The 25,872-nt window shown below is 46.3% G+C and carries 24 protein-coding genes; 19 read left to right on the forward strand and 5 right to left on the reverse strand.

Going from position 1 to position 25,872, the window contains the following annotated elements:
- Nucleotides 1-72: 72 nt before the first annotated feature.
- The 3 genes from QMA13_RS05120 (at nucleotide 73) to QMA13_RS05130 (ending at nucleotide 1,902) form a co-directional block, all read left to right on the forward strand.
- Nucleotides 73-993, forward strand: a complete 921-nt coding sequence (locus QMA13_RS05120) for an AraC family transcriptional regulator (protein WP_282939941.1) — start codon at nucleotides 73-75, stop codon at nucleotides 991-993.
- 231 nt (nucleotides 994-1,224) lie between these two features.
- The gene (locus QMA13_RS05125) at nucleotides 1,225-1,491 is read left to right on the forward strand and encodes a metal-sensitive transcriptional regulator (RefSeq protein WP_028548923.1); all 267 of its coding nucleotides are present in this window, start codon (nucleotides 1,225-1,227) and stop codon (nucleotides 1,489-1,491) included.
- A 24-nt stretch (nucleotides 1,492-1,515) separates the two neighbouring features.
- Complete coding sequence (locus QMA13_RS05130) at nucleotides 1,516-1,902, forward strand: rhodanese-like domain-containing protein (protein WP_282939944.1); 387 nt, start codon at nucleotides 1,516-1,518, stop codon at nucleotides 1,900-1,902.
- 285 nt (nucleotides 1,903-2,187) lie between these two features.
- Here the strand turns inward: QMA13_RS05130 and QMA13_RS05135 are convergent, their stop codons facing one another.
- From QMA13_RS05135 to QMA13_RS05145, 3 genes are all read right to left on the reverse strand, one after another.
- Nucleotides 2,188-3,018: a pectate lyase family protein gene (locus QMA13_RS05135; protein WP_282939946.1), complete on the reverse strand. Its 831-nt coding sequence runs from the start codon at nucleotides 3,016-3,018 to the stop codon at nucleotides 2,188-2,190.
- Between the two features lie 526 nt (nucleotides 3,019-3,544).
- Nucleotides 3,545-4,141, reverse strand: coding sequence for a TetR/AcrR family transcriptional regulator (locus tag QMA13_RS05140; protein ID WP_282939947.1), 597 nt, complete (start codon nucleotides 4,139-4,141; stop codon nucleotides 3,545-3,547).
- A 97-nt stretch (nucleotides 4,142-4,238) separates the two neighbouring features.
- Complete coding sequence (locus QMA13_RS05145; RefSeq protein WP_282939949.1) at nucleotides 4,239-5,735, reverse strand: NAD(P)/FAD-dependent oxidoreductase; 1,497 nt, start codon at nucleotides 5,733-5,735, stop codon at nucleotides 4,239-4,241.
- A 261-nt stretch (nucleotides 5,736-5,996) separates the two neighbouring features.
- Here QMA13_RS05145 and cdaS point away from each other — a divergent pair, with 261 nt between their 5' ends.
- Nucleotides 5,997-6,641 (forward strand): sporulation-specific diadenylate cyclase CdaS, encoded by a 645-nt coding sequence (gene cdaS / locus QMA13_RS05150; RefSeq protein WP_282939951.1) that lies wholly within the window; start codon nucleotides 5,997-5,999, stop codon nucleotides 6,639-6,641.
- A gap of 122 nt (nucleotides 6,642-6,763) precedes the next feature.
- On the opposite strand, the gene QMA13_RS05155 is transcribed toward cdaS, so the two are convergent.
- On the reverse strand, nucleotides 6,764-7,186 hold the full coding sequence (locus QMA13_RS05155) for a DUF6526 family protein (RefSeq protein ID WP_282939953.1): 423 nt from the start codon (nucleotides 7,184-7,186) through the stop codon (nucleotides 6,764-6,766).
- Between the two features lie 219 nt (nucleotides 7,187-7,405).
- On the opposite strand from QMA13_RS05155, the gene QMA13_RS05160 reads away from it, so the two are divergent.
- The gene (locus QMA13_RS05160) at nucleotides 7,406-9,388 is read left to right on the forward strand and encodes an endo-1,4-beta-xylanase (RefSeq protein ID WP_282939955.1); all 1,983 of its coding nucleotides are present in this window, start codon (nucleotides 7,406-7,408) and stop codon (nucleotides 9,386-9,388) included.
- Complete coding sequence (locus QMA13_RS05165; protein ID WP_282939956.1) at nucleotides 9,322-10,158, forward strand: discoidin domain-containing protein; 837 nt, start codon at nucleotides 9,322-9,324, stop codon at nucleotides 10,156-10,158. The genes QMA13_RS05160 and QMA13_RS05165 overlap by 67 nt, the downstream gene beginning before the upstream one ends.
- A 149-nt stretch (nucleotides 10,159-10,307) precedes the next feature.
- Here the strand turns inward: QMA13_RS05165 and QMA13_RS05170 are convergent, their stop codons facing one another.
- Nucleotides 10,308-11,090, reverse strand: a complete 783-nt coding sequence (locus QMA13_RS05170) for an AraC family transcriptional regulator (RefSeq protein ID WP_282939958.1) — start codon at nucleotides 11,088-11,090, stop codon at nucleotides 10,308-10,310.
- A 102-nt stretch (nucleotides 11,091-11,192) separates the two neighbouring features.
- Between QMA13_RS05170 and QMA13_RS05175 the strand changes: the two genes are divergently transcribed.
- The 13 genes from QMA13_RS05175 (at nucleotide 11,193) to QMA13_RS05235 (ending at nucleotide 25,872) form a co-directional block, all read left to right on the forward strand.
- Nucleotides 11,193-11,948, forward strand: coding sequence for an SDR family NAD(P)-dependent oxidoreductase (locus tag QMA13_RS05175; RefSeq protein WP_282939960.1), 756 nt, complete (start codon nucleotides 11,193-11,195; stop codon nucleotides 11,946-11,948).
- Between the two features lie 44 nt (nucleotides 11,949-11,992).
- Nucleotides 11,993-12,700, forward strand: a complete 708-nt coding sequence (locus QMA13_RS05180; RefSeq protein WP_282939962.1) for an RraA family protein — start codon at nucleotides 11,993-11,995, stop codon at nucleotides 12,698-12,700.
- Nucleotides 12,701-12,728: 28 nt separating this feature from the next.
- A complete protein-coding gene (locus QMA13_RS05185) occupies nucleotides 12,729-13,919 on the forward strand; it encodes an enolase C-terminal domain-like protein (RefSeq protein WP_282939963.1) in 1,191 nt (396 codons plus the stop codon).
- A gap of 15 nt (nucleotides 13,920-13,934) precedes the next feature.
- The gene (locus QMA13_RS05190) at nucleotides 13,935-14,978 is read left to right on the forward strand and encodes a glycoside hydrolase family 26 protein (RefSeq protein ID WP_282939964.1); all 1,044 of its coding nucleotides are present in this window, start codon (nucleotides 13,935-13,937) and stop codon (nucleotides 14,976-14,978) included.
- 84 nt (nucleotides 14,979-15,062) lie between these two features.
- On the forward strand, nucleotides 15,063-16,379 hold the full coding sequence (locus tag QMA13_RS05195) for an ABC transporter substrate-binding protein (RefSeq protein ID WP_282939965.1): 1,317 nt from the start codon (nucleotides 15,063-15,065) through the stop codon (nucleotides 16,377-16,379).
- Between the two features lie 244 nt (nucleotides 16,380-16,623).
- The gene (locus tag QMA13_RS05200) at nucleotides 16,624-16,929 is read left to right on the forward strand and encodes a hypothetical protein (protein WP_282939967.1); all 306 of its coding nucleotides are present in this window, start codon (nucleotides 16,624-16,626) and stop codon (nucleotides 16,927-16,929) included.
- Nucleotides 16,893-17,414 (forward strand): phosphotransferase family protein, encoded by a 522-nt coding sequence (locus QMA13_RS05205; RefSeq protein WP_282939968.1) that lies wholly within the window; start codon nucleotides 16,893-16,895, stop codon nucleotides 17,412-17,414. Before QMA13_RS05200 ends, QMA13_RS05205 begins: the two co-directional genes overlap by 37 nt.
- Before the next feature lie 49 nt (nucleotides 17,415-17,463).
- Complete coding sequence (locus tag QMA13_RS05210; protein ID WP_282939969.1) at nucleotides 17,464-17,988, forward strand: nucleoside deaminase; 525 nt, start codon at nucleotides 17,464-17,466, stop codon at nucleotides 17,986-17,988.
- Nucleotides 17,989-18,075: 87 nt separating this feature from the next.
- Nucleotides 18,076-18,873 (forward strand): SDR family NAD(P)-dependent oxidoreductase, encoded by a 798-nt coding sequence (locus QMA13_RS05215; RefSeq protein WP_282939970.1) that lies wholly within the window; start codon nucleotides 18,076-18,078, stop codon nucleotides 18,871-18,873.
- A gap of 285 nt (nucleotides 18,874-19,158) precedes the next feature.
- Nucleotides 19,159-19,836: a response regulator transcription factor gene (locus QMA13_RS05220; protein WP_282943264.1), complete on the forward strand. Its 678-nt coding sequence runs from the start codon at nucleotides 19,159-19,161 to the stop codon at nucleotides 19,834-19,836.
- Nucleotides 19,833-21,206 (forward strand): sensor histidine kinase, encoded by a 1,374-nt coding sequence (locus QMA13_RS05225; protein ID WP_282939972.1) that lies wholly within the window; start codon nucleotides 19,833-19,835, stop codon nucleotides 21,204-21,206. The genes QMA13_RS05220 and QMA13_RS05225 overlap by 4 nt, the downstream gene beginning before the upstream one ends.
- A 151-nt stretch (nucleotides 21,207-21,357) precedes the next feature.
- Nucleotides 21,358-24,474, forward strand: a complete 3,117-nt coding sequence (locus QMA13_RS05230; protein ID WP_282939974.1) for an efflux RND transporter permease subunit — start codon at nucleotides 21,358-21,360, stop codon at nucleotides 24,472-24,474.
- A gap of 72 nt (nucleotides 24,475-24,546) precedes the next feature.
- Complete coding sequence (locus QMA13_RS05235) at nucleotides 24,547-25,872, forward strand: efflux RND transporter periplasmic adaptor subunit (protein ID WP_282939976.1); 1,326 nt, start codon at nucleotides 24,547-24,549, stop codon at nucleotides 25,870-25,872.

The following is a 25,872-nucleotide window of genomic DNA, read 5'->3' on the forward strand; positions in this document are numbered from 1 at the left end:
CATACTCAAGGCTCGTCTCTTACGTTATAATAGATCTGTTTCACTCTAAGCTTGCTTAGGAGGTTGAACGGAATGTTTACGTTAAAAGACGAGCAGTTTTATATCGATTATTTAAAATTCCGGGTCCGTTGGATTCGCGATATGGCTAAGTCCACCACCTATTCCATTTCACAGTTGAAGCTTCCGTATACACTGTTCTGGCTTGTTCTTGAGGGAAAGCTGGAGCTGATAATACAAGGGAAAAAGCATCAGGTATCCACGGGGGATATCGTAATATTTCCTCCTAATACATTATTCAGCTTGCTTCCGCAGCAGGAGGAGGAGCGGCCTATTCGTTATATATCGCTGTGCGGGGATTTGAAGATTGGAAATTTGGATCTTGTTACGGTATATGACCTTCCCTTCATAACTCATTTAGCGTCTTCCACAGGTCTAAGCAAGCTTGTTTCTGTCTGGGAAACGGCTTTGGAAGCTTTCGAGCAGTTAGGGGAGCTAATCAAGGAGGACAAGCCTCGTTCTGAGATCGATGCTCCGCATACGCATCTTATACGGACGGATATTTCCATGCAATTTTTAGGTATGCAGGGCTGGCTCTATCAATGGCTTCAGTACTTTCTGTCCGTCATGCGAGAGCAGCTGCCTGTTGAACCGCTTCGGTTTGAAGAGAGAGTCATGAAGGTGTGCCAGTTTGTTCAGCATCATATCGGCAGTCCGTTATGCTTGCAGGATTTGGCTGATCATGTGTACTTAAGTCCCGGCTATTTAAGCCATTTGTTTCTGCAAAGTCTCGGCATGCCACCCATGGAGTATGTCAGACAGGTACGGATTCAAACAGCCAAAACGCTGCTGATGGACTCCTCATACTCGATCAAGGAAATTGCAGAGAAAGTAGGGTACGAGGAACAAAGCCAATTGAGCCGAGCTTTTCGCCAAGCGGAAGGCATCAGTCCCTTTCAATACAGACAAAGCATTCAAGCATCGATCACGATATAAAATAAACGATATGAGCAGGGCGGAGCCGATGCGTACCATTAAGGATGCAGGAGGTGCGCCTTTTTTGCCTTTTCTGAAAAAACGCAGGAGTCGTATTACGGGCGTCTTCTCCGATGCTTCCTTAACTGCCAATGTGTGGTATCTCAATATAACAGCCCAACACGTATTGTATTCGAACAACCTATCGGAGATAATATACCTATACCGGTATAATGGAAAGGATGAATCCACATGTCCATGAAATATGATGATGATGTGAAAAAAAGATTAAAGCGAATGGAAGGCCAAATACGCGGCATATTGAAGATGATGGAAGAGGAGCAGGACTGCAAGGATGTCGTGAGTCAAATTTCAGCCGTCCGAAGCGCCGCGGATAAAGCCATAGCCTACATTGTGGCTGTGAATTTGGAGCAATGTATCATTGAGGAAAAAGAAGCGGGCAGAGATTCCAGCAAAGTCGTCAAGCAAGCGGTGGAGCTCTTGGTCAAAAGCCGTTAAAAATAGCGGAAAAGAGGTTAAGTCATGGATGTACAGCTTATTATAAAAATCATTGCCGTTGCATTTTTGCTATGGTTCCTCTACTCACGTTTTGCCGGTGTCAGAGGATTGAAAACATTGACTACTGACCTGTTTCAGCAGGAGCTGAAGGACAATCCGAGTGCGCTGTTGGTTGACGTGCGTGAGCCTGGGGAGGTCAAGCAAGGATATATTCCCGGTGCTGTGAATATTCCTTTATCCCAGTTGAGCAGAAGATGGGGGGAAATCCCTCGCGATAAAAGTGTATATTTGTACTGCCGAAGCGGGATGAGAAGCAAGCAGGCGGCGCGAGTATTGCTTAAAAACGGGTTGCATGATGTATCACATTTACAGGGCGGAGTGGCTGCTTGGAAAGGCAAGCTGGTTGAATAGACGTTTTTTTAATTCCAAATCATGAAAAATATCCCCTTCAAGGACAATGCAAGTGTCGATATTCTTATTGATAGCCTGAAGGGGATACGAACCGTCCTCGGACGGTTTTTTTGTTACTTTTTTACTCTACTTTAATCAGTTCATTAGTTGGTTACAATTCCGGTGCCTGCATATTGGGTGACTGTTGTCGGGATGCTGGACGCGCTATCTACCGAGTAAGAATAAGGAGCGGACGTGAAAGAACCTGTGCGTGAAATTTTGTTGGCTCCGCTGTTTACGTACACATTATTTTTTCTCGTTAATGTAGCCGTCGGTGCTGCTGTCTACATTATTTTGAATAGGTGTGGATACAGTGTCGAAGTAGTTGCTCTCAACAAGCATTTGAGCATTCATGCGGGAGTGAGCGCCGGTTGAAGCGTTTTTGATGTAGTTGTTGTATACGTGGCCGGTTCCGAAGCGTAAGCTTGGAATACGTGAATTGACATTGACGAAGGAATTATGATGGTAGGTCACTTTCAGGTGGCCGGTATCTTCGGAGCTGTTGTTGTCGCTGTGACCGACTAAGGAACCTTTGTAGTGGTCGTGGAACTTGTTCCAGGATACCGTCACATAGTCAGAGCCGTGGCTAATGTCGAGCAGGCCATCGTAGTAGTCCTTGTCATGAGTTAAATCGCTGGAGAGGTCGTTATGATCGATCCAGATATGATCGGAGCTATCAATGCTGATGGCATCTGTACCTACAGCCTTAGCGATTTTTAAGTTTTTAATGATAACGTTGCTGCTGCCTTTGACGCGCAAGCCGCCCCCTGTGAAGCCGGAGTTGGAGCCTACGCCCAGAATCGTTTTGTTGGACTTCACATCCACTTGTCCAGACAGGCTGAAGTTGCCGTTAACTTTAATAATATATTTGCTGCTAGAAGATGCATACGTTTTGAAATCAGTCAGGTTGGTTACTGTTACTGTTGTACCGCCGGCTCCTCCTGTAGTTGTTCCATTGACATTGGCATATCCGACCAGACTGTAGTTAGGTGCAGCAGATGCAGCGCCAAAAGAGAATGAGGATACAACAACAGCCAAGCAAGTAGCTAAAAGTGAATTGCGGATGGACTTTTTCATAAATAGATTCATTCCTCCTTATTTTGGATAAAGCATGAATGGGTATTACGGAGTGTGTTCTTTCGTCTCCTTTCTATGTTAGAGTCATGCATCCAACAACTCTCTCCACGTTCTTCATGCACGTCAGAGCTGTTGTATGAAGCTGCATCATCATGCAAGTGTGTGCAAAAACTCCTGCGTGGTGATGCAACACCTTCATAATCATGGAATCCAAAGTAACTATCAATCGGCTTTTTTTAACTTGATGCGTGATGCACTGATACTAAGGAATAAAATACTTTGACTGTGTAGCACCAGGTAAGCTATTGATTGACAATAGGTGGAGACAGCAGAAACAGGGATTAGTGAACAAGAAGTAGTGGAATGGTCATGGCAAGGCAGACAGAGACTAATGATTATTAGGGAGAGACTTGTGATATGGCTGGAAGGAACGATGGCTTTAAACAGAAAGCTAAAGTGGAAAAGAAAGATCGCCCTCCCATGGAAGGCGATCTTTTCCTTGCTATGAACTGAGCGGGGAAGCATCTTAGCGACCGGTAACTATCCGGAGTAAAACGTCAATCTCAGGCTTTGTGTAGCTAGAGCCCTCTTGGGCGTTCAAGACCATGAGACCCGAGAGGACCGATAAATAGGAGGAAATCAAATTCTCCAGATTACCTGCGGCAATATCTCCTGCCTGCTGCCCCTCTATAAATAACGGAAGCAGCTGATCGACAAAAGTCTTCATAGAGTATTGTTCAACCAGCTGCCGTGCTTTATCGGGAACGCCATCTGATGTACGAGCCTGATGAATCAGCATGAAGTAGGGTGCGCCACTATCATCCAGAATTTCTTCCGTCAAAGCTCTAATTTTATCGATCGCAGAGCCTGGAAGATCGTAAAGACTGCGCATTGCAGCTTGTGATTCTATCATGGCCCCTTGAACAAGCGTATTAAATAGTTCTTCCTTCGATTTGAAGTAATGATACAGTAAACCGTGGCTAATACCGGCTTCGGCTGCGATCATACTCATTTTGGTTCCTATGATGCCCCTTCGTGCAAAGACCTTAAGGGCGGCCGCTATGATTTGATCTTTACGTTCATCGCGAATTTGATGTAATTGTTCATCGTTTAAAGGCGCCAATTGTCATTCATTCCTTTGCCTGAATTGGGCTAGTTACATGGATAAGTTGATGTGTATGAGATGAGTATATCATTTTTGCCGCCATCTTTTAAGACGATTATTTATTGGTTTGCGCTGGATGTGATGAGTGCTGTACAAAGGTAGCTTGAGTAAAATGTGGAAGGAGCTGATCCAAGGCTTGTTCTAGGGAATTGCCGTAGAGCTGGTTTAGCTCATCGAGCAGCTGCTTGCCTTCTTCCGAAGCACTAAGCACGGTCTTTACTATTTCGGGTTTCATAATTTCTGTTGGTGAAACGGATAACGTATTGACCGCCCAATACAATCCGTACTGCTCCCAGTTTTGTGTTGTTGTCGCTAACTGAAGATACAGGTCCATATATTTTTGACCAAACGTTATTCCTTTCAACGGCTCCGCACTGATGTATTCAACACCTTCCCATTGCAAATCATTAGAGCAATTCAGCCACCAGGCAGGTTCAATGACACCCTGTATGGTTTGAAGCACTCTCTGTTCAAAATGGGGTTGAGGGTCATCCCACTGCTGCCGCAGACAGTTTTCCAACGCCTCCGCTTCGATAGCAGCGACGGTCATACCTTGACCGAAAATAGGATCGTAGATGCAGAATGCATCTCCTAACACCAACAAGCCGCCAGGCCATTGCTGCATTCTTTCATAATGATGACGGTACAGCTTCGGCACACGGAAACCTCTTGGAGGACCCAGCGGCTCAAGCTGCTGTAAGATGTCGGAGATGATTGGGCTAGAGAGCCCTCTAATCGCTTGTTCGAATTGCTCTTCATCTGTAGGAGGAAAATGTCCACCCGGTCGGTAAAGCAGCATTTCCGCTATATTATTTTCAATAAAGGAAAAACAGCCAGAGAAAGTTCCAGCGGCAGGTTGGCCTGCCATAACTATGGCATCCCATTCCTCCCCTATATGTGCTAGCTTGGTAGGTAGTTTGTAACGGCGTGTACTGTAGCCGATATCGACCTTCAGAAAGTCCGGAGCGGGGACATGATAACCCATCTGTTCTAACCATACAGATAGTTTGGAAGCACGGCCGCTTGTATCAAACACCATATCGGCAAATAATGTTGTTTCCTCACCCAGTTGTCCGCGATCCCGGACTTGAACCCCAGTAACTGCGGTGCGGTCTGATGTTGTCACCAGTTGGAGCACATCATGATCCGGGAGGAAACGAACATTAGCAATCTGTTTCACACGTTCGCGAAGTACCCACTCCAACACGGCTCTGCTGAACTTGATATCATTCCTTGGATATTTTCCAACCATGCTTCCGTATTGATTCATATTGTGGATGGTCTTATTCAGCGATGAGGGGGAGCCTTGTGCCAATAAATCCTCTTCATAACCAGGAAAGAGACGTGCTGTTATGGTCTTGCCGCGATTTGTGAAACGATGGGGATGATAGGCTTGCGGTGTACAGTTACGTTCTTGAGGCTGTTTAGGAAAATGATCTTTGTCTACGATGAGAACTTCTTCGTAATAATCGGAAACGACTCTAGCGGTCAGCAAGCCCGCAATACTTCCTCCGATGATAACAACTTTGCCTTTTTGTTGAATGCCATTCATGTTCATCTCTCCTTTGAATTTGGGATTTCTCCATTTTAGATTGATTAGGTCAGTCAATATTCGAACAAAAAAATATAGTGAATAAAAATGTAGATTGATCAGATCAGTCAATATTAAAATAAACCATGATTTTGAAACTGTCAATAGGTAAATGACTAAGAAAAGGTTCATGTAATACTTGGATGGAAGAATGCGCATATTATGGTTGAGCATTTAGCAAGGATTTCTAAGAGTTCAATATGGAGTATTGAGGTGGTTTGAATGCTGCAAATTAATTGTGATGTATCCCCTATGAAAGAACAGCTTGAGCTGCATTTACATCATATCGCGGATAAAATCCAACGCAGCTTGGAAGATATTAATAACGAGAACCATTGTTTGCTGAGCCAATTCGATGAAATACAGGAAGCGTTTAATAAAGTGGAGTCGATAGCGGCCTCCTTTTATTTGCAATGCTATTTGTCTTCATTTACGAACAATTATTTGGACTTGTCCATTAGTATTCAGCATCTGTCTGAACGCAGACATGGGGCGCTGATTGTGGTGGAAAGGGAGGATGAGCTGGGTTCGTTCGTACACTCAGGTATCCCGTTGGAAGCGACCTTGACCAGCTCGCTGCTGGAATCGGTGTTTTACCCGGGAAGTCCGCTCCATGACGGAGCTGTGCTCGTTCGGTCTGATCGGATTGTATCGGCTGCGAATGTCTTACCCGTATCCCATGCGACAGTAGAGGATAAAAAGCTGGGCACTCGGCACCGTGCGGCAATAGGATTGACAGAGCTAACAGATGCTTTAGTGCTTGTCGTATCCGAGGAAACAGGGAAAAGTTCGTTTGCGTTTAAAGGACAGCTGCACCCCATTAATGCGGTAGATGCTATTGTAGAGATGGAGGCGGCAAATCGTTAATCGTGAGATAAGCATCAAAAAAACATCCCATGCACGCCGAAGGGCGGGCATGGGATGTTTGCGTATTAGCGCAAGCTTCCAAAATGCATGAGGTGATCCGGCTTATGGAATGTAGGATCGAGCTACACCCGCAGAGAATCGGGTCTCCATTTTTTAATGGTCTTCTTAATATCGTCGGGCTTCAAGCTTTCAGCTGCAGTTTTTTGGCAAAGGCTGGGGAACTGATCGTCGCTTGCAAAACGAAGCGCTACAATTTGTCCAGTAGTAAGACGAGGATTTAACGGCTCTCCAGTAAGCAGATAATGACGGAAGTTCTCTTCGCCGCGGATGATGCGGTCCTGGAGCTTTGTCGCGTATGTCCGCACGAGGACAATGGAAACCATCAAGCAGATGGAGCCGATGACCGCCAGCACGGAAATCCAGGAGAACGATGCAAACAAATAAACAACCGTACCGATAAATGTAATAAGCGCTAAAGGCATGCCGATAAAGTGGAATAGCGGATGAAATCTTGCATGGTTTTTGTAATTTTGCTCTTGTGTCATGAATGGACTCCCTTTCCCAAATAAAATTGGACAACGAGTAAATATGTAAGCTTCTATATTCTATTTCTAGCACCCGGATAATATATCCTTCTGGGGAGTGGTTTTACCAAGTTGCAAAAAATTATATAAAATAAATGAATTCCTTATATGTTAATATCTTTTCTCCCATTATATACTAATCTCGCATAATTGAAAGCGCTTCAATATAAGGAGGGCGTTATGAAAATGATACAACGAAAAAGCTTCCGAAACCTGTTCATGTTCGTGTTATGCCTGCTAATTGCATTATCGGTAACGCTGTGTTATCCAAAGGAATATTTCGCAGATTCATCGGGTATTTCTTTACTGCCAGATGATGCTCTCACCAAGATGAATTTGATCGGGCCTAGCTATGCAAGTATGCAGATGGTTCCTGTCGAAGGTCAACCGTTTAGCCAAGCGATCCGGGCCAGAACGTCAGTAGACCCGCAGGGAAGTCATCTAGCCCAATTGAGAATTAATATTGCACCGGCAGTCGCTAAGGATGATGTATTATTCGCCAGCTTCTACGTACGAGCCATAGAGCTCCCCAGCGGATCGGATGTGGCCAGGACAGAGGTAGCCTTTGAAAATAAAGTATCCTACGAAAAATCCACAACGACCGGAGTATATATCGGGACCGATTGGAAGAAAGTAGAGATCCCTTTCGTATCGTATATGGACCATCCCGAAGGAGGATCTCAAATGCTTCTGCGCATCGGTTTTCCACCACAGGTTATTGAAATCGGGGGACTTCAGCTTATCAATTATCAAAAAACGTTGCAGGTAAGCGATCTGCCGAAAACCGGGATTGGTTATGAGGGCTACGAAGGCAGAGAAGAGAACGCCCAATGGCGTCAGGATGCTCTACAGCGGATCGAACAAATTCGTAAGGCCGATTTGACCGTTCAAGTGCAAGATAAAGACGGACAAAATGTGCAGAACGCGTCTGTCGAAGTTAAGATGCTGAATCATGAGTTTATGTGGGGGACGGCTGTTACCGCTACGAGATTGCTCGGAACGAATGCAGATAGTGACAAATATAGGCAAGCGGTGACGGAATTGTTTAACAGCGCCGTTCCTGAAAATGAGTTGAAGATGACCACTTGGGATACTGCCAATCGTTCGAATGGTTCTAAAGTGGTCAACTGGTTGAATGAACGAGGACTTCGAGTACGCGGTCATACGCTCGTTTGGCAAAAGGAAACGTTAATGCCCGTCACGGCGAATGAGCTGAAATATTACCCGGTACTGTATCGCAATAGAGTTCGCGATTATGTGAATGAAGAAGCTGATTTTTTCAAAGGCCAGTTCGTCGATTGGGATGTGGTGAACGAACCGAAAGATAACCATTTATTAACCGATTCGTTCGGAATGTCTGAGAGCGCTCAATGGTATAATCAAGTTCGTCAAATCGAAGGCAGCAGCGGCGCTAATATGTATTTGAATGAAACTGGCGTTGAAGGAGGAAACCCGGATAATATCAACAGGTTTATTAAAGTGCTGGATGACATGCAGAACCATGGAGTGTCGATTGATGGCATCGGCTTGCAATCTCATTTTGGCCAGTATCCGGGCAGCATGAATCGATACTTGAGCATGTTTGACAAGTATGCAACCTATGCCGACAATCTGGAAATTACAGAATTTGACCATGCAACGGCCGACGAGAACTTGCAGGCCGATTTCATGCGGGATTATATGACCGCTGCGTTCAGTCATCCGGCGATGAAAGGCTTCCTGATTTGGGGATTTTGGGATTCGGCCAATTGGAGAAGCAATGCGCCTATCTATCGCAAAGACTGGAGCTTGAAGCCAAGTGGTCAAGTGTGGAAAGATCTGGTGTTTGATCAATGGTGGACGAACGAAGCAGGCTCCACAGATGCTCAAGGTAAATTTTCAATACGAGGATTTTTGGGGGATTATGAAGTCAAAGTGAATTATCAAGGCCATAGCCAAACCTTCAAGACGAAGCTAGGCAGTGGCGGTACTCAGGAGATCGTTATCATCGATAGTGAGCTGAGCGGGGACTCCACTTTGCAGCAGTTAGCTGTGGGGGGAGTACGGTTCAAGGGTTTTCCCCTAACCAGAATCAATACGTTGTTCAAGTACCTCGCATGCCCTATGGCGAAACGACAGTACCGGGTGTTACGGCGAGAGCAACCGACAAACAGGCTGCATTGAAAATTACGAATACAACGGCAGTTCCGGGAGCGGCGAACGTCCAAGTAACCGCTCATAACGGTACCCAAACGACGTATACGGTGCAGCTCGTATTTGAGCCTTTAAAGCCGATCTCCGGAATCAAGCTGGATGCAAGCAACGTTACCGCAAGCGTGTACGGAAGCGTTTATGGGGTTGGTCCAGGCAATGTCATTGACAACAATCCGCTCACTTCCTGGGTAGGGACGGAGAAGAATCAATGGATCAAGCTTGACTTGGGAGAGATACGCAATGTGGATGGCTTAAAAATCGCTTGGGAGCAAGGAAGTACGCGCTCGAACACGTTCGATATAGAAGTATCCGTGATCGGTAATAATTGGCGTAAAGTATACGGAACAACCAGCACAGGGACAACATCGGGTCTGGAGCCGTATACGTTCAGAGAATCGCCAGCCCGGTATATAAGGGTGAAGAATGCAGGCAATCAACCCATGGCTATTACCGAGATTGAAGTCTACGGACAATGGTTGACTACGGATATGTCTTTGCAAAGCATTAAGGTAAATAATGTCGAGCAGCAAGGGTTTAACGCGGAGCAACTGGAATATACGGTGCCTGTAGCTGCCGGAGATGCCGTTCCAACGATACATGCGGTTTCTACAGCACCTGCAGAACGCACACTAATACTAGTGAAACCAGCTGTGGCTGTCCCTGGCACTACCGAACTGGTGGTGACGTCGGAGAATGCGGCAACCCGGACGTATAAAGTGAATTTTGTTGCCGGGAACTAAAGCAAGATGAGTTGAGTAGTTTAGCGAGGATTAGACCATGGCTGATCCAACGCATGTGAACAGTAGAGCTACTGGTGATTTCACCAGTAGTTCTTTGTTTAATCGTATTTGCACCCTCATTTCCATAGCGCCAAACGGGTATGTGCCCCCTACACCCTGTGGGTTTTTCTAAACTTGGAGGGATTCAGGTTCGTTTGCTGGGTAAACACTTTGGACATGTAAAAGCCGTTCTGAAAACCGTTCAATTGAGCTATAGTATCGATGGTGTAATCCGTATGAATCAGCATTTCTTTAATGTTGTGGACCCGGACTGAGATGAGGTATTGCTGTGGTCCTTTCTGATAGGCGTCTTGAAATCTTCGCGTAAATTGTGAGGGACTTAGCCCGTGTTCTCGTGCAATATCTTCCATTTTCATAGGTTTAGAGGCATTTTCTTCGATATAGGCTGCAACTTTTCGAATGGTAATATCAATTGGCTTCTGGACCTCCTCTACCGATCGAACGGAATTCAGACAAAGAAGAAGCAGATCAACCACATAATGAGCCGTTAAATCTTTATCCGTAGATGCCTGTTTTAAATATTGAAAATTCGAGAGGAGTCTTTGTTCATCCGTGATGGCAACAGCGCCGGAAGGTATTGCTTTCGTTTTTACAGATGGGGGCAGCTCCTGTTCAGACCATTTAAATTCGATAAAATGAAATGAAAACATTGAAGAGTTCACCTTCCGGTGCAGCGTCTGTCCAGGTGGACATAAGACAATTTGGCCGAACCCTACTTCTCCTTGCTCATCCCCGATCGCATAGTGAAATGTCCCTTCTTCAGCAGCCAGTATCACCCAGTGTGCATAGGTATCCGACTCCCGAATAAACTGTGTTTTCGACTCTCCCCAGTAGTAATGCACAATTTTATGAGATTCCGTCTTGTCCCACATGAAGGACACCCCTCTGCAAAAATGTATATAAAATATTATAATATCCTGCATTCATTCTTGTATAGGCATCTCTTACAATGAATACCAAAGGAGGGGAAACGATTGGAGTTGAGTGGGAAAGTTGCGGTTGTCACCGGTGGGACACGAGGAATAGGAAGAGCCATTACTGCTGCCTTTGCGGCGAGTGGGGCACAAGTTGCCGTTATCCATAATGACAGTGAGCCGCCGCAGTATATTCCGTGTTCCCACGTTTCGGGAAAAGAAGAACGGATTGTAGAGCTGAAGGGGGACATATCCGAAGCCGATCAAGTCCGGCATTGCTTCGGGCAAATCGGAGAACGCTGCGCAAGAGTGGATATTCTCGTCAATTGTGCCGGAATGACGGAACGATTGCCGCTGATGCATATGAGCGAAGTATCTTGGGAGCGCACCATAGCTGTGAATTTAACAGGGCACTATCTGTGCACTAAGGAAGCAGTAAAGTATATGAGCAGTGGAGGTGGCGGAAGTATCATCAATGTTTCCTCGGTTCGAGCCCGGCGAGGTTATGCCTGTGATAGCAGCTATATTGCTGCAAAGGGAGGCATTGAGGCGTTTACCCGAGCTATGGCGGTAGAGCTTGCTGAATATCGGATTCGAGTGAATTGCATCGCGCCGGGTGCGATTGAGACGGATTTTAACCGTGACCGATTGCAAGACCCCGTGATTCGTGAGAAGACGATTCAGTCGATTCCGCTCGCCCGAATCGGGGTGCCTGAGGATGTTGCCGGTATCGCCGTATTCCTGGCGTCCGAGCAATCCGCTTATATTACGGGTGTAACGATCCCGGTCGACGGGGGCCAAATGATTAAAGGTTAACCTAAAAAATAAGAAATACTATCTTTCTTAAAGGGAGTGCTACTATGGATTGGAAAGAAAATTATGAGTATGGAATACCGGTAACAGAGCTTATTGAAAGATACAAGGAATTATATACGGGTGCCGTATACGATGTACTGGATCATTTGGGATACCCCAATCAGGCTCTTGCGCACGGGGTAAAGCCAATTCGACAGGACATGGTGCTGGCGGGACCGGCCTTTACCATTAAAGGCATTCCCGACATTAAGGGCGACGAAGACTTGCGCACTCGCCGTATTCATTTGTTTAACGATATGAGAGCGATCGGCTGCCCGCTTATCGATACGAGAGATTGCAGCATGGATAATCAGGCTGCTCATTACGGTGAGATGAATGCCGTGCTCGGCAAGGCATCCGGTGTTGTCGGTACGGTTGTTGATGGAGGATGTCGTGATACTGGATTTTTGCTAAAGGATAACTTCCCGGTATTTTGCCAATATCAGACTCCGGTGGAAGCCTTTATGCGCTGGAGCTACTACGACTGGCAAATGCCGATCGGGCTTCGGGGTGCGTTATCTTCGATCGTTTCAGTTCATCCTGGGGATTTTCTCTTCGGGGACCTAGACGGCGTCGTGGTTATTCCGCGTGCACTCGTTGTCGAGGTGCTGGAAAAAACCGAAGAGCTTGTCCGAGTCGAGAACAATGCACGTGCTGAATTTGCAACTGGTGAGGACCCGGTGGAAATATACAAAAAATACGGAAAACTGTGATCTGTGTTTTATAAAGGAGGAGTACCCTTTGAAAATTATAGACATGCGCACAAGATGTGTCGCCATCCCGACAACAGCGCAATTGAGACATAGCACAGGGGTCCATCCCGGTTATTTTCTTCGTACCGTATTGGAGTTGATTACGGATGAAGGCATCGTCGGTCTGGGTGAAGTGGGTGGAGGAGATGCGCGCGGAGCTCTGCAGAAGCTGAAGCCGAGAATCGTTGGGCTGGACCCATTCGAATTGGAATTAATTAAATTAAAGGTGCTTCGCAGCATCTACTACATGTCGAATGCCAGGCTTTATGCAGCCATTGAAATGGCATGTCTGGATATTCAGGGCAAAGTGCTGGGGCGGCCGCTCAACGTTTTGCTGGGAGGTAAAGTTCGGGACGAAGTGCCGATGATAGGGTACTTGTTTTGGAGGTATGACCGTCTCAATGGCGGCGACGACCGAAGTGCAGAAGATATGGCAGATTATTGCGAACAGCTATATCATGAATTAGGTATTACATCTATGAAATTGAAAGCAGGTGTTATGCAGCCTGAAGAAGAAGTAAGAGTGCTCGAGCTATGCCGCAAGCGGCTCGGCGATTCGTTCGGCCTAAGGATCGATCCGAACGGAGCCTGGTCGGTTCCTACAGCGATCCGGATGGGACACCGATTGGAAGCACTCGGCTTGGAATATTACGAAGACCCTGCCTGGGGCTTGGAAGGTAATGCCGCTGTACGCAATCAAGTGAGGATTCCTATTGCAACGAATATGTATCCGAACAAGTTTGACGATTTGGGACCTGCGATCCGCATGGGAGCGGTAGACATCATACTGACAGATATTCATTATTGGGAAGGACCTCGAGGTGTAAAGGACCTTGTTGCCATCTGCAATACGTTTAATATGGGGGTTGCTATGCATAGCGGGGTGGAATTTGGCATCGAGCTGGCTGCCATGCTTCATACAGCGTCAACTATTCCTGCGATGATCTTTGCTGGAGATGCCCATTATCACTACTTAACGGATGATATTATAGCGGGTGGATTAATGAGATATGAAAACGGTTGCATTAGCGTTCCAACGGGACCAGGTCTGGGCGTGGAGCTTGACGAAGAGAAGATGGCGAAGTATGAGCGCTATTATGAAGAGAAGGGCGACTATTATGCCCGGTTCCACCAAGATCCGCGACGGCCGGAATGGTATCCGACCATTGGAGGTTATTAATAGGAGGGTTATAGCATGACAGTACAAATGCCATGTGATTCATTCGCCGCCCCTTGTGTTCGGGAACTGCTGGAGTGGTTTAAGTCGTTGACCGATCAGGTGGACCGGCGTGTGGTTATAGGTCAATACATTACCCGCAATGCAAATAATTCGAATTCATACGATGCCCATCAAGCATGGGAGCGATTTTATCTGGACGTATTTCGCTTGTCGGGCGAGTTTCCAGGCTTGGTCGGATTTGACGTCAGCGGGCGTAATGTGGTTGGAGCAGGTAATGAGAACCGTCCCTCCGACTCCAATTGGAGAGAGTACGCTTTACAGCATCATGAGCAAGGCGGTTTATTGCGATTGATGTGGCATGCCAGCAATCCATGGACCCTGGAAACGTCGTGGTCTTCCATACCCGAAGGCCATCAATTGGAGGAGCTGATTACACCGGGCAATTCTGTGTATGAACGATGGAATGATTGGCTCAGCGTAATCGCGGATATTATAGCGCAATATGCAGAGAAGGACATTCCTGTCATCTGGGGACCGCTGCATGAAATGAACGGCAGGTGGTTTTGGTGGGGCACAGGAGCAACGGACCAGCTTTTATCCGTATGGCAGCACATGTTCCGGTATTTTACCGAGACGAGGGGCTTGCACAATGTACTGTGGATGTTTTGTCCTGATGCAAAAGCTTCCTTACAGCGCGCATTGGAACAATATCCTGGCAATGAGTATGTGGATATTATCGCTCCCGATCTATATTACGATTCTGATGACGTACCCGCGAATTCGCAACTCTATGATGAATTTTCGGACCCCAAATACGGCAAAGTGCTCGGCTGGGGAGAAGTAGGAATCAATATGGAGACACCGATCGATAACCTCAAATATTTGGATGACATTCGCAGCAGGTTTCCGCTCGTGACTCTTTATATGCAGTGGGGGGATGTGGTTTCTGGTCAGATTAACAAGCGATATGCCCTGACGTCCAATAACCATATCGTGGAAGTGATGTCTGATCCATGGGCAATCACGAGAAGTGAGCTTGTGAAACTAAAGAGCCTATGATGCCTTAGCTAAGCGGTGTGTCGAGAAACTCATATACGTAACGTAATCGGGGAACGAAACTAGAAGAAGGAGAGGTAATACCAGATGACCCATAGAGTCAGGCTTATTTTAAAAGTCAGCACAGCCAGTCTGTTGGCATTGTCGATAACTGCTTGCAGCGCAAGTGGGAAAACCAATACGAACACGAGCGCCAACGTCAACGTGAGCAATCAGACTGCTTCAGAGAAAACGAATGAACCGGTAGAGCTTGTTATTTATTCCGAAAGCGGCTGGTCCCAAGAAGAATTTAATGAGCGGTTCGGAGATTCCATCCGCAAAAAGTTCCCTCAGCATACCTTCAAATATATTACCAAGCAGGGAGCGGGACCGCTGTTGCCTGAAGTAGTCGCTTCAGGAACGAACATCGACATTTATTGGGACGCTGTATCCAAAATTTTTACGAACTTAAAAGATATGAAGCTTGAGTATGATATGTCGGACATGATTAAGAAACGGCAAATGGATTTGAACAAGCTAGAACCGTCCACAGTAGAGTACGCAAAGCAAAGCTCAGACGGCAAAATGTACGCTCTTCCTGTCGTTATCAACACACAAGCCTTGTATTATAACAAAGATATATTTGATAGGTTCGGGGTCCCGTACCCTAAGGATGGCATGACGTGGGATGAAATTCTAGATTTAGGAAAAAAGTTTAATAAAGTGGACGGAGGCACCGAATATTATGGAATAGGCTTATATAACAACCAGTATCTTGTTTTGAATCCATTTTCTTTATCGTATGTGGATCCTAAAACAGAGAAAGCCACGATTCAAAATGAAAAATGGAAGCCGGTTTACGACGTTCTTACGAAAATATATCAGACAGCCGGAAATAAAATGCGTTCACCGACTTTTTTTACAAAGGATAAAAATATTGCAATGACGGTTGCTTTAGGCAATTATTTCTTGACCCCGCCTATGGCGGATATGAATTGGGATATCGTGTCGTTCCCTAAATATAAGGAAGCGCCGAATTTGGGTCCGCAAACCTTGCCAACGTACTTCAGCATCACCTCGACGAGCAAACACAAGGAACTGGCGATGGATGTCATTCAGCATATATTAAGTGATGAAAAGCAAACGGAGTTGTCACGTAAAGGAATTATTCCAGTGCTGACCGATCAGAACATTAAGAAACAGTTCGGCGAGAGCAGTCCACATAAAGGGAAAAATCTGCAAACCATTGTGAATCAAAACTATTCATCAGTCGCTCCGAAAACAAAATATGATACCAATGCAGAAAAAATATATCTCAAATATGATGCGGATCTTGCGACAGGCAAAATGGATCTGAATACGGCTTTCCGTCAAATAGAGGAAGAAACGAACAATATGATTGCAAAAGAAAAAGGGGTTAAGTAAGTATTGACTAGTTCATAAGCCACAGTACGGAAAAATCCGAACTGTGGTTATTCGTTTTTCTAGGAAGTTACCGCTGAAACTATCTGGAGGGATACCCAACGCTGTATTTTGCCATATAGACTCTAAAATAGGATCTGTTAATTTATGTAAATATCATGTAAATTGTATGTGATACAAAATTGAAAGGTGCTATGAATGGTTGATGCCCACGTAATTATTTAATTTTAAAGGAGGTATTGATCCCTTGGTTCCAATTTATTTAAACGAAATACCAAATGAGTTTAATCATTACTTAGGTAGTATTAAAGACATCACATTTCCAAGGCAGGGCCATACTTCTGATGTTGGAATCATTCAAAGCGAACATGGCAAGTTTGTTCTAAAAAGAACAAAAGGCGAGCAGTATTCTACCTGGCTCTCTGAGGAAGTAGGTGTTTTAAAGAGTCTTTCTGTAGCGCCGTTATCAACTCCAAAGGTATATCATTTTGTGGAACAAAAAAGTGAAGATCAAGCTTGGGCTTTGATGGAATTTTTGAAGGAGATACACTAAGATCCACCTTAAGTAATGAAAATAATAGGGATAGAAAGCATGAATTAATATATAAATTTGGGCAAGCTTTGTTTCAAATTCATTCGACACCCTGTCCAAGAGCTCTAGTTAAAGATGGATTGTGGCTGGATGAGATGCTGCGACGAGCGGAAATTAATCTACAAAAATATAAGGTTGACGGCACGGAAGATTTATTACAATTTTTGAAAAATAATAAGCCAGCGCCGGTAGAGAATACACTCATTCATGGTGACTTTACAATTGATAATGTATTGGTTCATGAAGGAGAAATTACAAGTGTGATAGATTGGAGCGGGGGAGCATTAGGCGACCCACGTTATGATGTGTGTTTGGCAATACGACCAAAGCCGAACATCTTTGAAGAGGAATCCGAGGTTCATACATTCTTCGAAGGCTATGGCAAGCGGAGCATAGGAGAGAGCGAATTTCATTATTTTGAAAAAGGACTCTATGCCTTTTTTTGATTTGGCTTCGGTTGATAAATAAAAACAGTCATTTAAGGAGCAACCATTCATGATAGATGATCGCAAATATTTACTCGAGGCCTTTATGGAAGCTGAAAAAGCCAAGGATGAAGGGACTTACCCTATAGGGGCTATTATAGTAGATTCTGACGGTGTGATTATTAGCAGAGGCCGTAACAGAGTATTTTCGGAGGCAGATACAACAGCACATGCAGAGGTTGACGCTATTAGAAATGCGGGATCAACCATGGTCGATTTGGAGAATAAAAAACTGCTGAAAAGAAGCTATACACTGTACACGACATGTGAGCCTTGTCCGATGTGCAGCTGCACGATTTTGTTATCATTTAGTATTAAAAGGGTAGTTTGGGCTGCAAACGATATGGAGATAGGAGCTATGAGGAAGTTTAAGGAAGGGCCTCATTTCTTGGATCGTTTTAATAAAATTTCTTTTGACGCCGCTCCTTTTAGGGATTTAGAAATGCGTCAGAGAAAAATGCTCGCCGAGTGGTCCAGCCAGCGTGGGTATGTAGACAACCACTGGCAAAATGATATGGATACCTTGATGGAATGACGGAACAAGTTGGTTTCCAAGATAGCAATTTATAAGAAACCACATTATAGATCATCTGGTATATTTAAGAAAAAGGAGGTTAGAACTATGCGGCTCAAAAACAAGAACGCGGTGATTTACGGAGGGGGCGGTGCGATCGGCAGTGCGGTTGCTCGTGCTTTTGCCCTAGAGGGAGCAAGGGTTTACCTCGCAGGCCCTACGCTTCAAAAACTAGATGCGGTAGCTAGTGAAATAACTGCTTCAGGGGGAATTGTCGATATAGCTCAAGTCGATGCTCTTGACGAACAGTCAGTGGCGAGGCATTCTGATGCTGTAGCGGCGAAGGCAGGTGGCATCGACATTGCGCTGAATGCAGTAGGTTTTGTTCATGTACAGGGGACGCCGTTCGCCGAACTTTCTCTTGAGGACTTTGAGTACCCGGTCGCACGTTACATTCGGACAAATTATATTACTGCAAAGGCTGCGGCGCGGCACATGGTGAAGAATAAATCGGGAGTCATTCTCACGCTCTCGACTCCAGCGTCTCTTATGCCGGGACCAGGCTATATGGGACACAGTGTCGCCTGTGCCGGGGTCGAAGCTTTTTCCCGCCATCTGGCGGGTGAGCTTGGGCAGCAAGGGATTCGGGTTATTTGCATCAGGTCCCATATGATTCCCGAGACGGTAGAAGCAGGTTCCCACAGCCGGGAAATCTTCAGTCATAATGCAGAGCTCGCTGGGATTAAGCTTGAAGAAATGCTGGCGGGGGCGGCGGGCAGCACGCTGCTGAAGCGACTTCCCACGCTTGCTGAGGTTGCGAACACAGCTGTTTTTATGGCATCGGAACAAGCTGGAGCAATGACAGGTACAGTGGCTAACTTAACCTCCGGCTTTATTTTGGATTAATCGATAGCCTTTAAACTATAAAAGACATGAGCTGAGACTAGGACGGAAACCTCAAAAGACCAACCATGATTATAAACATTCAAGAACGCCCTATGGCGTTTTTTTTTTTTTTTTGATTTTTTTCCACTTAGTTCATAATCAGTTCATATTAGCAAGGTATGATAAAATAGGATAAGAATGCGTTCAGGTATACATAACGTTTAAATCACGGAAGTACTCAAGCTGGCTAATGGTCCAAGAGATGTCACCGAGCCGCTTGGTGTGTCAACGAAAGAAGGAACGATGATGACCAAAGTGTTAATTGTGGACGATGATCCTTTTATAAGACAACTGATCAAGCTAGCTCTACGAAACGATGAGATGCAGCTGCTCGACAGCAGCAACGGGCTTGAGGCTCTGGAATTGCTGGATCGGACAAGAGTCGACCTGGTCATTCTCGATATAATGATGCCGCTGATGGATGGCTGGGAGCTGTGCAAGGAAGTTCGCAGCCGGTATCCTGATCTTCCGCTGCTGATGGTGACTGCCAAAAGTGAGCCTGCGCATAAGGTGAAGGGGTTCCAGCTAGGCACCGACGATTATGTAGTTAAGCCGTTTGACCCGATGGAGCTGGCGATGCGGGTCAAGGCGCTGATGAAGCGATACCGGATCAATACTTCCCAAGTCATGCTGATCGGAGATACGGAATTGAACCGGAAAAACCTTGAAGTGAGCCGTCACGGCAACCGACAGACCCTTCCTTTAAAGGAATTTGAGCTGCTGTTTACCCTGGCTGGGCATCCGAATCAGGTGTTTACGCGACATCAGCTGGTGGACCAAATATGGGGGATGGATTACGAAGGGGAAGAGCGCACGGTGGATGTTCATATTAAGAGGCTTAGAGAACGATTTGCTGAGGATGCATCTGATTTTTCAATTATTACGGTACGAGGATTAGGTTACAAATTGGAGCTTAAGGTATGATCCGGTCTCTCTATGTTCGAGTCGCACTGACGTTTATCGTTTCGGTCATTTTGAGCTTGTTCATTGCCTTCTACGCTGCCAACTATTGGTTTAGGGATTTGTTCGAATCGGAGATGCAGAAGGATTTATATAATGCGTCGGAGGACATCGTCGCGATTTTTCAGGAAATGAAGGGAACCGATATGGAGACCTATTTACATAACCTTCATTGGGCCAGGCGATACAATATCACGCTGTACGATTCTAATTTGAACAAGAGTGTGTTTGGACCTCAGCAGGATAGAACGATGATTCTGGATTCGACGGTGGAGCAAGTGTTGAAGGGCCAGGTTGAGAGGCAAGCCGGAAAGCCCTTCGAGCAATATGTTGGGTATCCTTTTAAAATAAAGGACCAAAGCTATGCCGTGTTCGTACGACCGGTAATGCGAAATACGGAAGATAATTTCAATTATATTTTGTTTACCGTTCTAGCCATCACCTTGATAATGGGAAGCGCGGTTGTGCTTATTGCGGCGCGTTATTTGGTCAAGCCTCTTAAATTAATGACGCAGGCTACCCAGCGTATATCCAAGGGGGATTTTGACATTACCTTCAGTTGGTTGAAACGCAAGGACGAGGTCGGAGATCTGGCCCGAAGCTTCAGTCATATGGCGGGAGAGCTCAAGCAGCTTGAGCTGATGCGGCAGGATTTTGTGTCCAGCGTGTCCCATGAGATTCAGTCGCCGCTGACGTCGATTGCCGGGTTTTCCAAGCTCATCCGGTATACGGAGCTGCCTGAAGAGGAACGCCATCAGTATTTGGAAATCATCATGACCGAGTCAGAGCGCTTGTCCCGCCTTAGCGATAATTTGCTTAGTTTGGCCTCCTTGGAATCGGAGCATCATCCGTTTCACCCCGCATCCTACCGTCTGGATGAACAAATACGCCGGATTATCGTATCCCAGGAACCGATCTGGTCCGCCAAGCAGTTGGAGATGGAGCTGACATTACCGCCGGTGATGATCGTTGGAGATGAGGACCAGCTCAGCCAGGTATGGATCAATTTGCTTAGCAATGCGATCAAGTTTACGCCACAGGGCGGCAAAATTAAGGTCAGGCTGGAGTCGATGATCGATCGTGTGCAGGTTTTGGTGCATGATTCGGGAATAGGCATATCTCAGGATGAAATCCATCATATATTTGATCGCTTCTATAAAGCAGATCATTCCAGGCAGCGAGAGATAGGCGGCAACGGTTTGGGGCTTTCTATAGTAAGAAAGATTGTGGAGCTGCATCAAGGCGTTATTACGGTGGATAGCAAGCTGGGTAAAGGGTCAGTGTTTAAAGTGCTGCTCCCTGGTGTGATGAAGAAAAAAGCGTTAAATTCATAAGGAATAATTAAGGGAGCGGGTATCCGATGATAGGGTGCCGGCTTTTTTTCGTATTATTCATATTGAGTTCATATTGCCATATTATGCTAGATTTTGTACATAAAAAAATAGCCGAAAGACAAATCAGGAAAGGACCGAGGGGAGTGCTGAAATGAACCGAATAACCCAGTTTTCCATGAAAAATGTGTCGGCCTTGTTCATTATCATGATTCTTTTGTTCGGAAGCGGCGTTTTTGCGACGAGCAAGCTCAAGGTAGAGAACATGCCGAACGTATCGTTCCCTGTTGTAATGGTAAGTGCGACCTATACGGGTTCGCCGAAGGACGTCATGGAACAAGTGACAGAGCCATTGGAGAAGAAGCTGGCCAATATCGAGGATCTCGATTCCATGAGATCAACTTCGAGTGAAAATAATGCCAGAATTATGCTGCAGTTTAAGCAAAACGTAGATACCGAGAAAAAGAAACAGGACGTCGAGAGCCTGCTGCAGGAAGTCATGCTTCCGGATTCAGCAGGTACTCCTAAGGCTTCGACCTTCGGAGCGGCTTCAATGCCTTCTATTTATTTGGTAGCTAACGCAGAGAATGGGATGAGTCAGACAGAGCTGGACAAGCTCTATGAAGATACGATTAAACCGGATTTGGAATCGGTCAAAGGGATTGACCATTTGGATTCCATCGGTGTTCGGGATACTAGCTTGGATATCGAATTGGATGCTGACGCCTTGAATGCGTACAGCTTGACTCCGACCCAAGTCACCTCGGCAATACGTGCTGCTGTGACCAAAAGTCCGATCGGAACCGTGCAGGTCAGCGGCAACGATAAGAGCGCTCGCGTTACTGGCGATATTAAAAGCGTATACGATATCGAACAAATTGAACTAACGGGCGGCAAAGGAAACATCATTACGCTGGACCGTGTTGCCAAGGTCAAATCGATTACGGAATCCGATTTTGTCGGGCGCTTTAACGGCAAACCGGCGATCTCAATGATTTTGTACAAAACGGGTAACGCCAATGCGGTTGATTTTTCGGATTCCGTTGAGAAATTAAAGGAACAATGGAAAACGACGATGCCGAATGCGGTTTTCAAAACGACCTACGATAGTGCGGACGAAATCAGAGAATCCATTAACGGCATGCTGCGCGAAGGCGTGGTTGGTGCGCTGCTGGCTTCGTTTATGATTTTGCTGTTCCTTCGCAATGTGCGGATGACCTTGATCGTACTCGTATCGATTCCGCTTTCGATTCTCATCACGCTGCTGCTGATGTGGGAGCTTGGGTTAACGTTGAATACGATGACGCTCGGCGGGATGTTCATAGCCGTCGGACGTGTAGTGGATGATTCCATCGTTGTTATTGAAAATATATATACGACGCTCGAGAAGGCGCAAAAGCGTAATGAATCCGTCATTATGCTGGCGACCAAGCAAGTATCCATGGCGATCACCTCATCAACGCTGGCTACAGTAGGCGTTTTTGCGCCGATTGGTATGGTAAGCGGTGTGGTAGGCGGGTTCTTCAAGCCGTTTGCCATTACATTGGCATGCGCATTGTTGTCTTCCTTGCTGGTAGCCCTTACCGTTATTCCGATGTTGGCCAAGCTGCTGGTGCTCAAAGGAAAGCCCGGCAAAGGCCACTCGTCACATGAGGATGCGCCTCAGGGCAAATTTATGCAAACCTACGAGAATATTTTACATTGGTCGTTGAAACACCGGATCAAATCACTGCTATTGGCTGGACTATTGTTTGTAGTCACCTTGGCTGCTACAATCCCAGCGTTAAGTGTATCCTTTCTTCCGGATGGTAAGCCCTCCCGAACGATGTATTTCGTGATGAAGCTGCCTAATGAAACAGCATTCGAAGCTACGACTGCGAAGACTCAGGAGCTGGAGCAGCTGCTGATGAACGAGAAGGATAGCCAAGGCAATCCGCTGTTCACCTATGTAGAAGGCTTGGCTGGGTATAACGGCAACGGTACCGATCGGGTAACCTACGCTTCCCAAATCTATGTTGAGGTCAATGAGCAAGTAGATCCCGATAAAGTGAAGGAGCAGGTGAAGCAGTTTATCCTCTCTGAGCTTCCTGCAGGCTCTGAAGTACAGCCGAGAGGTGTAGGCGGCGGTAACGGGGTGTCGAGCACGGACTTCTCCTACAATCTGAAGGGTGAGGATCAAGATCGCTTGGAACAGGCTGCAGCCATTGTCAAAACGAAGCTGCAGGAGTTCGAGGAGTTAAGCGAGATAGAGGATAGCTTGAGCGACGGGAAAACAGAGGTTGAAATTGCCGTTGATCAGAAAAAGGCTCGCGCCTTCGGGTTGACTGCATCCACTGTCCGTGAAGCGGCGAGCAACTGGGTTCAAAAGCAAAAGCTCGGCGACTTAAAGCTGGATGGAGTCACGTATACGACGACGGTATCTATGGATAAGTCAGATAAAAACTCGCTTGAGAAGCTCGGCAATATTCCTTTGAGCGGTACGAACGGTTCTGTCGTGTATTTAAAAGAGGTAGCCAAGATCAGCCTTGTTGCGGGTGCCGTATCCTTGGGGCGTGACGATCAGAAGCAGCTCGTAAGGGTAACTGCAAAGATTAAAGCGGAAAACAAGAACGCGGTTAGTGCCAAGGTTTCTGCTGCACTGCGAACGGTTGAGCTTCCAGATGGCGTAACTCGCGAGGTCAGAGGGGTTAATCAGGATATTAATGAAAGCTTCTCGCAATTATTCATGGCTATGGGCGTTGCCGTCTTCATGGTATATCTCGTCATGGTGCTTGCCTTCGGTAATGCAGCTGCACCATTCGCCATCTTGTTCTCGCTTCCGTTAGCGGCGATCGGCGGTTTAATCGGGCTGGTCATTACAAGGCAAGCTCTTAATGTCACCTCCATGATTGGCTTTATGATGCTTATTGGTATTGTTGTCACGAATGCCATCGTGTTGATCGACCGTGCCCAGCAGCTGCGTGAGGAAGGTTATACGGTTCGCCATGCCTTGATTGAGGCAGGTAAAGTCCGTTTCAGACCTATCATCATGACGGCGGGTGCAACCATCATGGCACTGTTTCCGCTGGCTCTAGGCTTGTCCGGTGAAGGAGCTTTGATCGGTAAAGGCCTTGGCGTTGTGGTTATCGGCGGATTGACGACATCGACGATTCTCACACTGATTGTCGTGCCGATCATTTATGAGCTTATAGAGGAAGTGAAGGCTTATATTTCCCGGAAGATCCATAGAAAGAATCCCCCAATGAATCACGAAGGTACTCTTGAGGGATAGGCTATCATACTAAGTCCAATAATGTGGTTCTAATAGATTAGAGATATGCAAAAGCATGGAGGAGGCAAAACAATGAAAAGGATGAGCACGGGCAATAGAAAAATAACCATTCGCCCTGTACGCATATTGGCTGTTATGACTCTGGCAGCGGTTGTGGCGGCCATGGCTGCCGGCTGTTCGGCTCCCGGTGGACCCAAGGGAATGGCTGAGGCACAGCTCAAAGTCAGAGCGCTGAAGACGGAGGCAATCACGAAGCAGCGCATCGCAGATCCGACCGAGCAGGTTGCGGACATTTCTGCAGGAACCGCCATCGATATCGTCACGAAAGCGAATGGAGAAGTTATCGAGGTATTGAAGAAGCGCGGTGATTACGTGGAGAAGGGAGACATTTTATTCCGGATTGACAGCCGGGATGCGGAATCAACCAGACGGAAAAATGAGCTTTCTGTAAGAAGCTCTCAGGAATCACTGCAAAAGGCGAAGGACGATCAGGTTAATAACCGTAAGGATTTGGCTGACGCCGTGCAGAAGGCGGAGGTAGCGTTGAAAAATGCAGAGCAGGACTATAACAAGATGCACAATGATTATGATTCCGGTTCCGCAACAGATCATCAGCTGGAGCAAGCACAGCAGCAGGTGGATAATGCGCGCATGAGCCTGGAGTCGGCGAAGAACAAGCTTGCCGCCAACGATAATAACAACACGATAGCCTCAGTCCAAACGCAGGCCGAAACGAATCAGTTGGCTCTGGAGGACTCGATCCGATCCTTAGATAATTACAATGTCAAAGCTCCGGTCAGCGGTATTTTGACGGATTTCACACCGGAAGCAGGGCAAACCATAAGCTCGTCCTCCAAGCTCGGACAAGTGCTTCAGGTCGACCCAGTTAAGATCAAAACCGAGCTGAGCGAGACGAATATGCAGCTCGTGAAAAATAAAAAAGAGCTTGTGTATTACAGCACGGACGATCCCGATCATAAAGGGACGGCCCAAATCAGTTATTTGGCGCCGGTCATGAGCGCTCAGACCAAAACGTATACGCTGGAGCTGGAGGTAGCTAACCCGGATCATCGAATCACTCCCGGCACTCGTGCAATGGTTCAGCTGACCTCGGAAGAGGAAGCTAAGGTTGTCGTTGTACCTACCTTAAGCATTATCAGGGAAGAAGGCGGAACCTATGTCTTCGTTCTTCAAGGGGATACATACCAGAAGCGTAAAATTAAGCTCGGCAGAATCAATGGTTCTTATCAGGAAGTGCTTGATGGAGTGAAGGAAGGCGAGAAGCTCGTCACCACAGGTCAGCATCAGCTTAAGGATGGTCAAAAAGTCGAAGCGGCGTCTTCGGCCTCACCGGCACCTGCAGGTGCGACTCCTGCTGATCAGAAGAAAGAGAAATAA

Source organism: Paenibacillus sp. RC67 (assembly GCF_030020805.1).
Taxonomy (GTDB): domain Bacteria; phylum Bacillota; class Bacilli; order Paenibacillales; family NBRC-103111; genus Paenibacillus_S.

Coding starts and splice junctions, on each gene's coding strand:
- QMA13_RS05120 (WP_282939941.1), top strand. CDS start 73: ATGTTTACGTTAAAAGACGAGCAGTTTTATATCGATTATTTAAAATTC.
- QMA13_RS05125 (WP_028548923.1), top strand. CDS start 1,225: ATGTCCATGAAATATGATGATGATGTGAAAAAAAGATTAAAGCGAATG.
- QMA13_RS05130 (WP_282939944.1), top strand. CDS start 1,516: ATGGATGTACAGCTTATTATAAAAATCATTGCCGTTGCATTTTTGCTA.
- QMA13_RS05135 (WP_282939946.1), bottom strand. CDS start 3,018: ATGAAAAAGTCCATCCGCAATTCACTTTTAGCTACTTGCTTGGCTGTT.
- QMA13_RS05145 (WP_282939949.1), bottom strand. CDS start 5,735: ATGAATGGCATTCAACAAAAAGGCAAAGTTGTTATCATCGGAGGAAGT.
- cdaS (WP_282939951.1), top strand. CDS start 5,997: ATGCTGCAAATTAATTGTGATGTATCCCCTATGAAAGAACAGCTTGAG.
- QMA13_RS05155 (WP_282939953.1), bottom strand. CDS start 7,186: ATGACACAAGAGCAAAATTACAAAAACCATGCAAGATTTCATCCGCTA.
- QMA13_RS05160 (WP_282939955.1), top strand. CDS start 7,406: ATGAAAATGATACAACGAAAAAGCTTCCGAAACCTGTTCATGTTCGTG.
- QMA13_RS05165 (WP_282939956.1), top strand. CDS start 9,322: ATGCCCTATGGCGAAACGACAGTACCGGGTGTTACGGCGAGAGCAACC.
- QMA13_RS05170 (WP_282939958.1), bottom strand. CDS start 11,090: ATGTGGGACAAGACGGAATCTCATAAAATTGTGCATTACTACTGGGGA.
- QMA13_RS05180 (WP_282939962.1), top strand. CDS start 11,993: ATGGATTGGAAAGAAAATTATGAGTATGGAATACCGGTAACAGAGCTT.
- QMA13_RS05190 (WP_282939964.1), top strand. CDS start 13,935: ATGACAGTACAAATGCCATGTGATTCATTCGCCGCCCCTTGTGTTCGG.
- QMA13_RS05195 (WP_282939965.1), top strand. CDS start 15,063: ATGACCCATAGAGTCAGGCTTATTTTAAAAGTCAGCACAGCCAGTCTG.
- QMA13_RS05210 (WP_282939969.1), top strand. CDS start 17,464: ATGATAGATGATCGCAAATATTTACTCGAGGCCTTTATGGAAGCTGAA.
- QMA13_RS05215 (WP_282939970.1), top strand. CDS start 18,076: ATGCGGCTCAAAAACAAGAACGCGGTGATTTACGGAGGGGGCGGTGCG.
- QMA13_RS05220 (WP_282943264.1), top strand. CDS start 19,159: ATGACCAAAGTGTTAATTGTGGACGATGATCCTTTTATAAGACAACTG.
- QMA13_RS05225 (WP_282939972.1), top strand. CDS start 19,833: ATGATCCGGTCTCTCTATGTTCGAGTCGCACTGACGTTTATCGTTTCG.
- QMA13_RS05230 (WP_282939974.1), top strand. CDS start 21,358: ATGAACCGAATAACCCAGTTTTCCATGAAAAATGTGTCGGCCTTGTTC.
- QMA13_RS05235 (WP_282939976.1), top strand. CDS start 24,547: ATGAAAAGGATGAGCACGGGCAATAGAAAAATAACCATTCGCCCTGTA.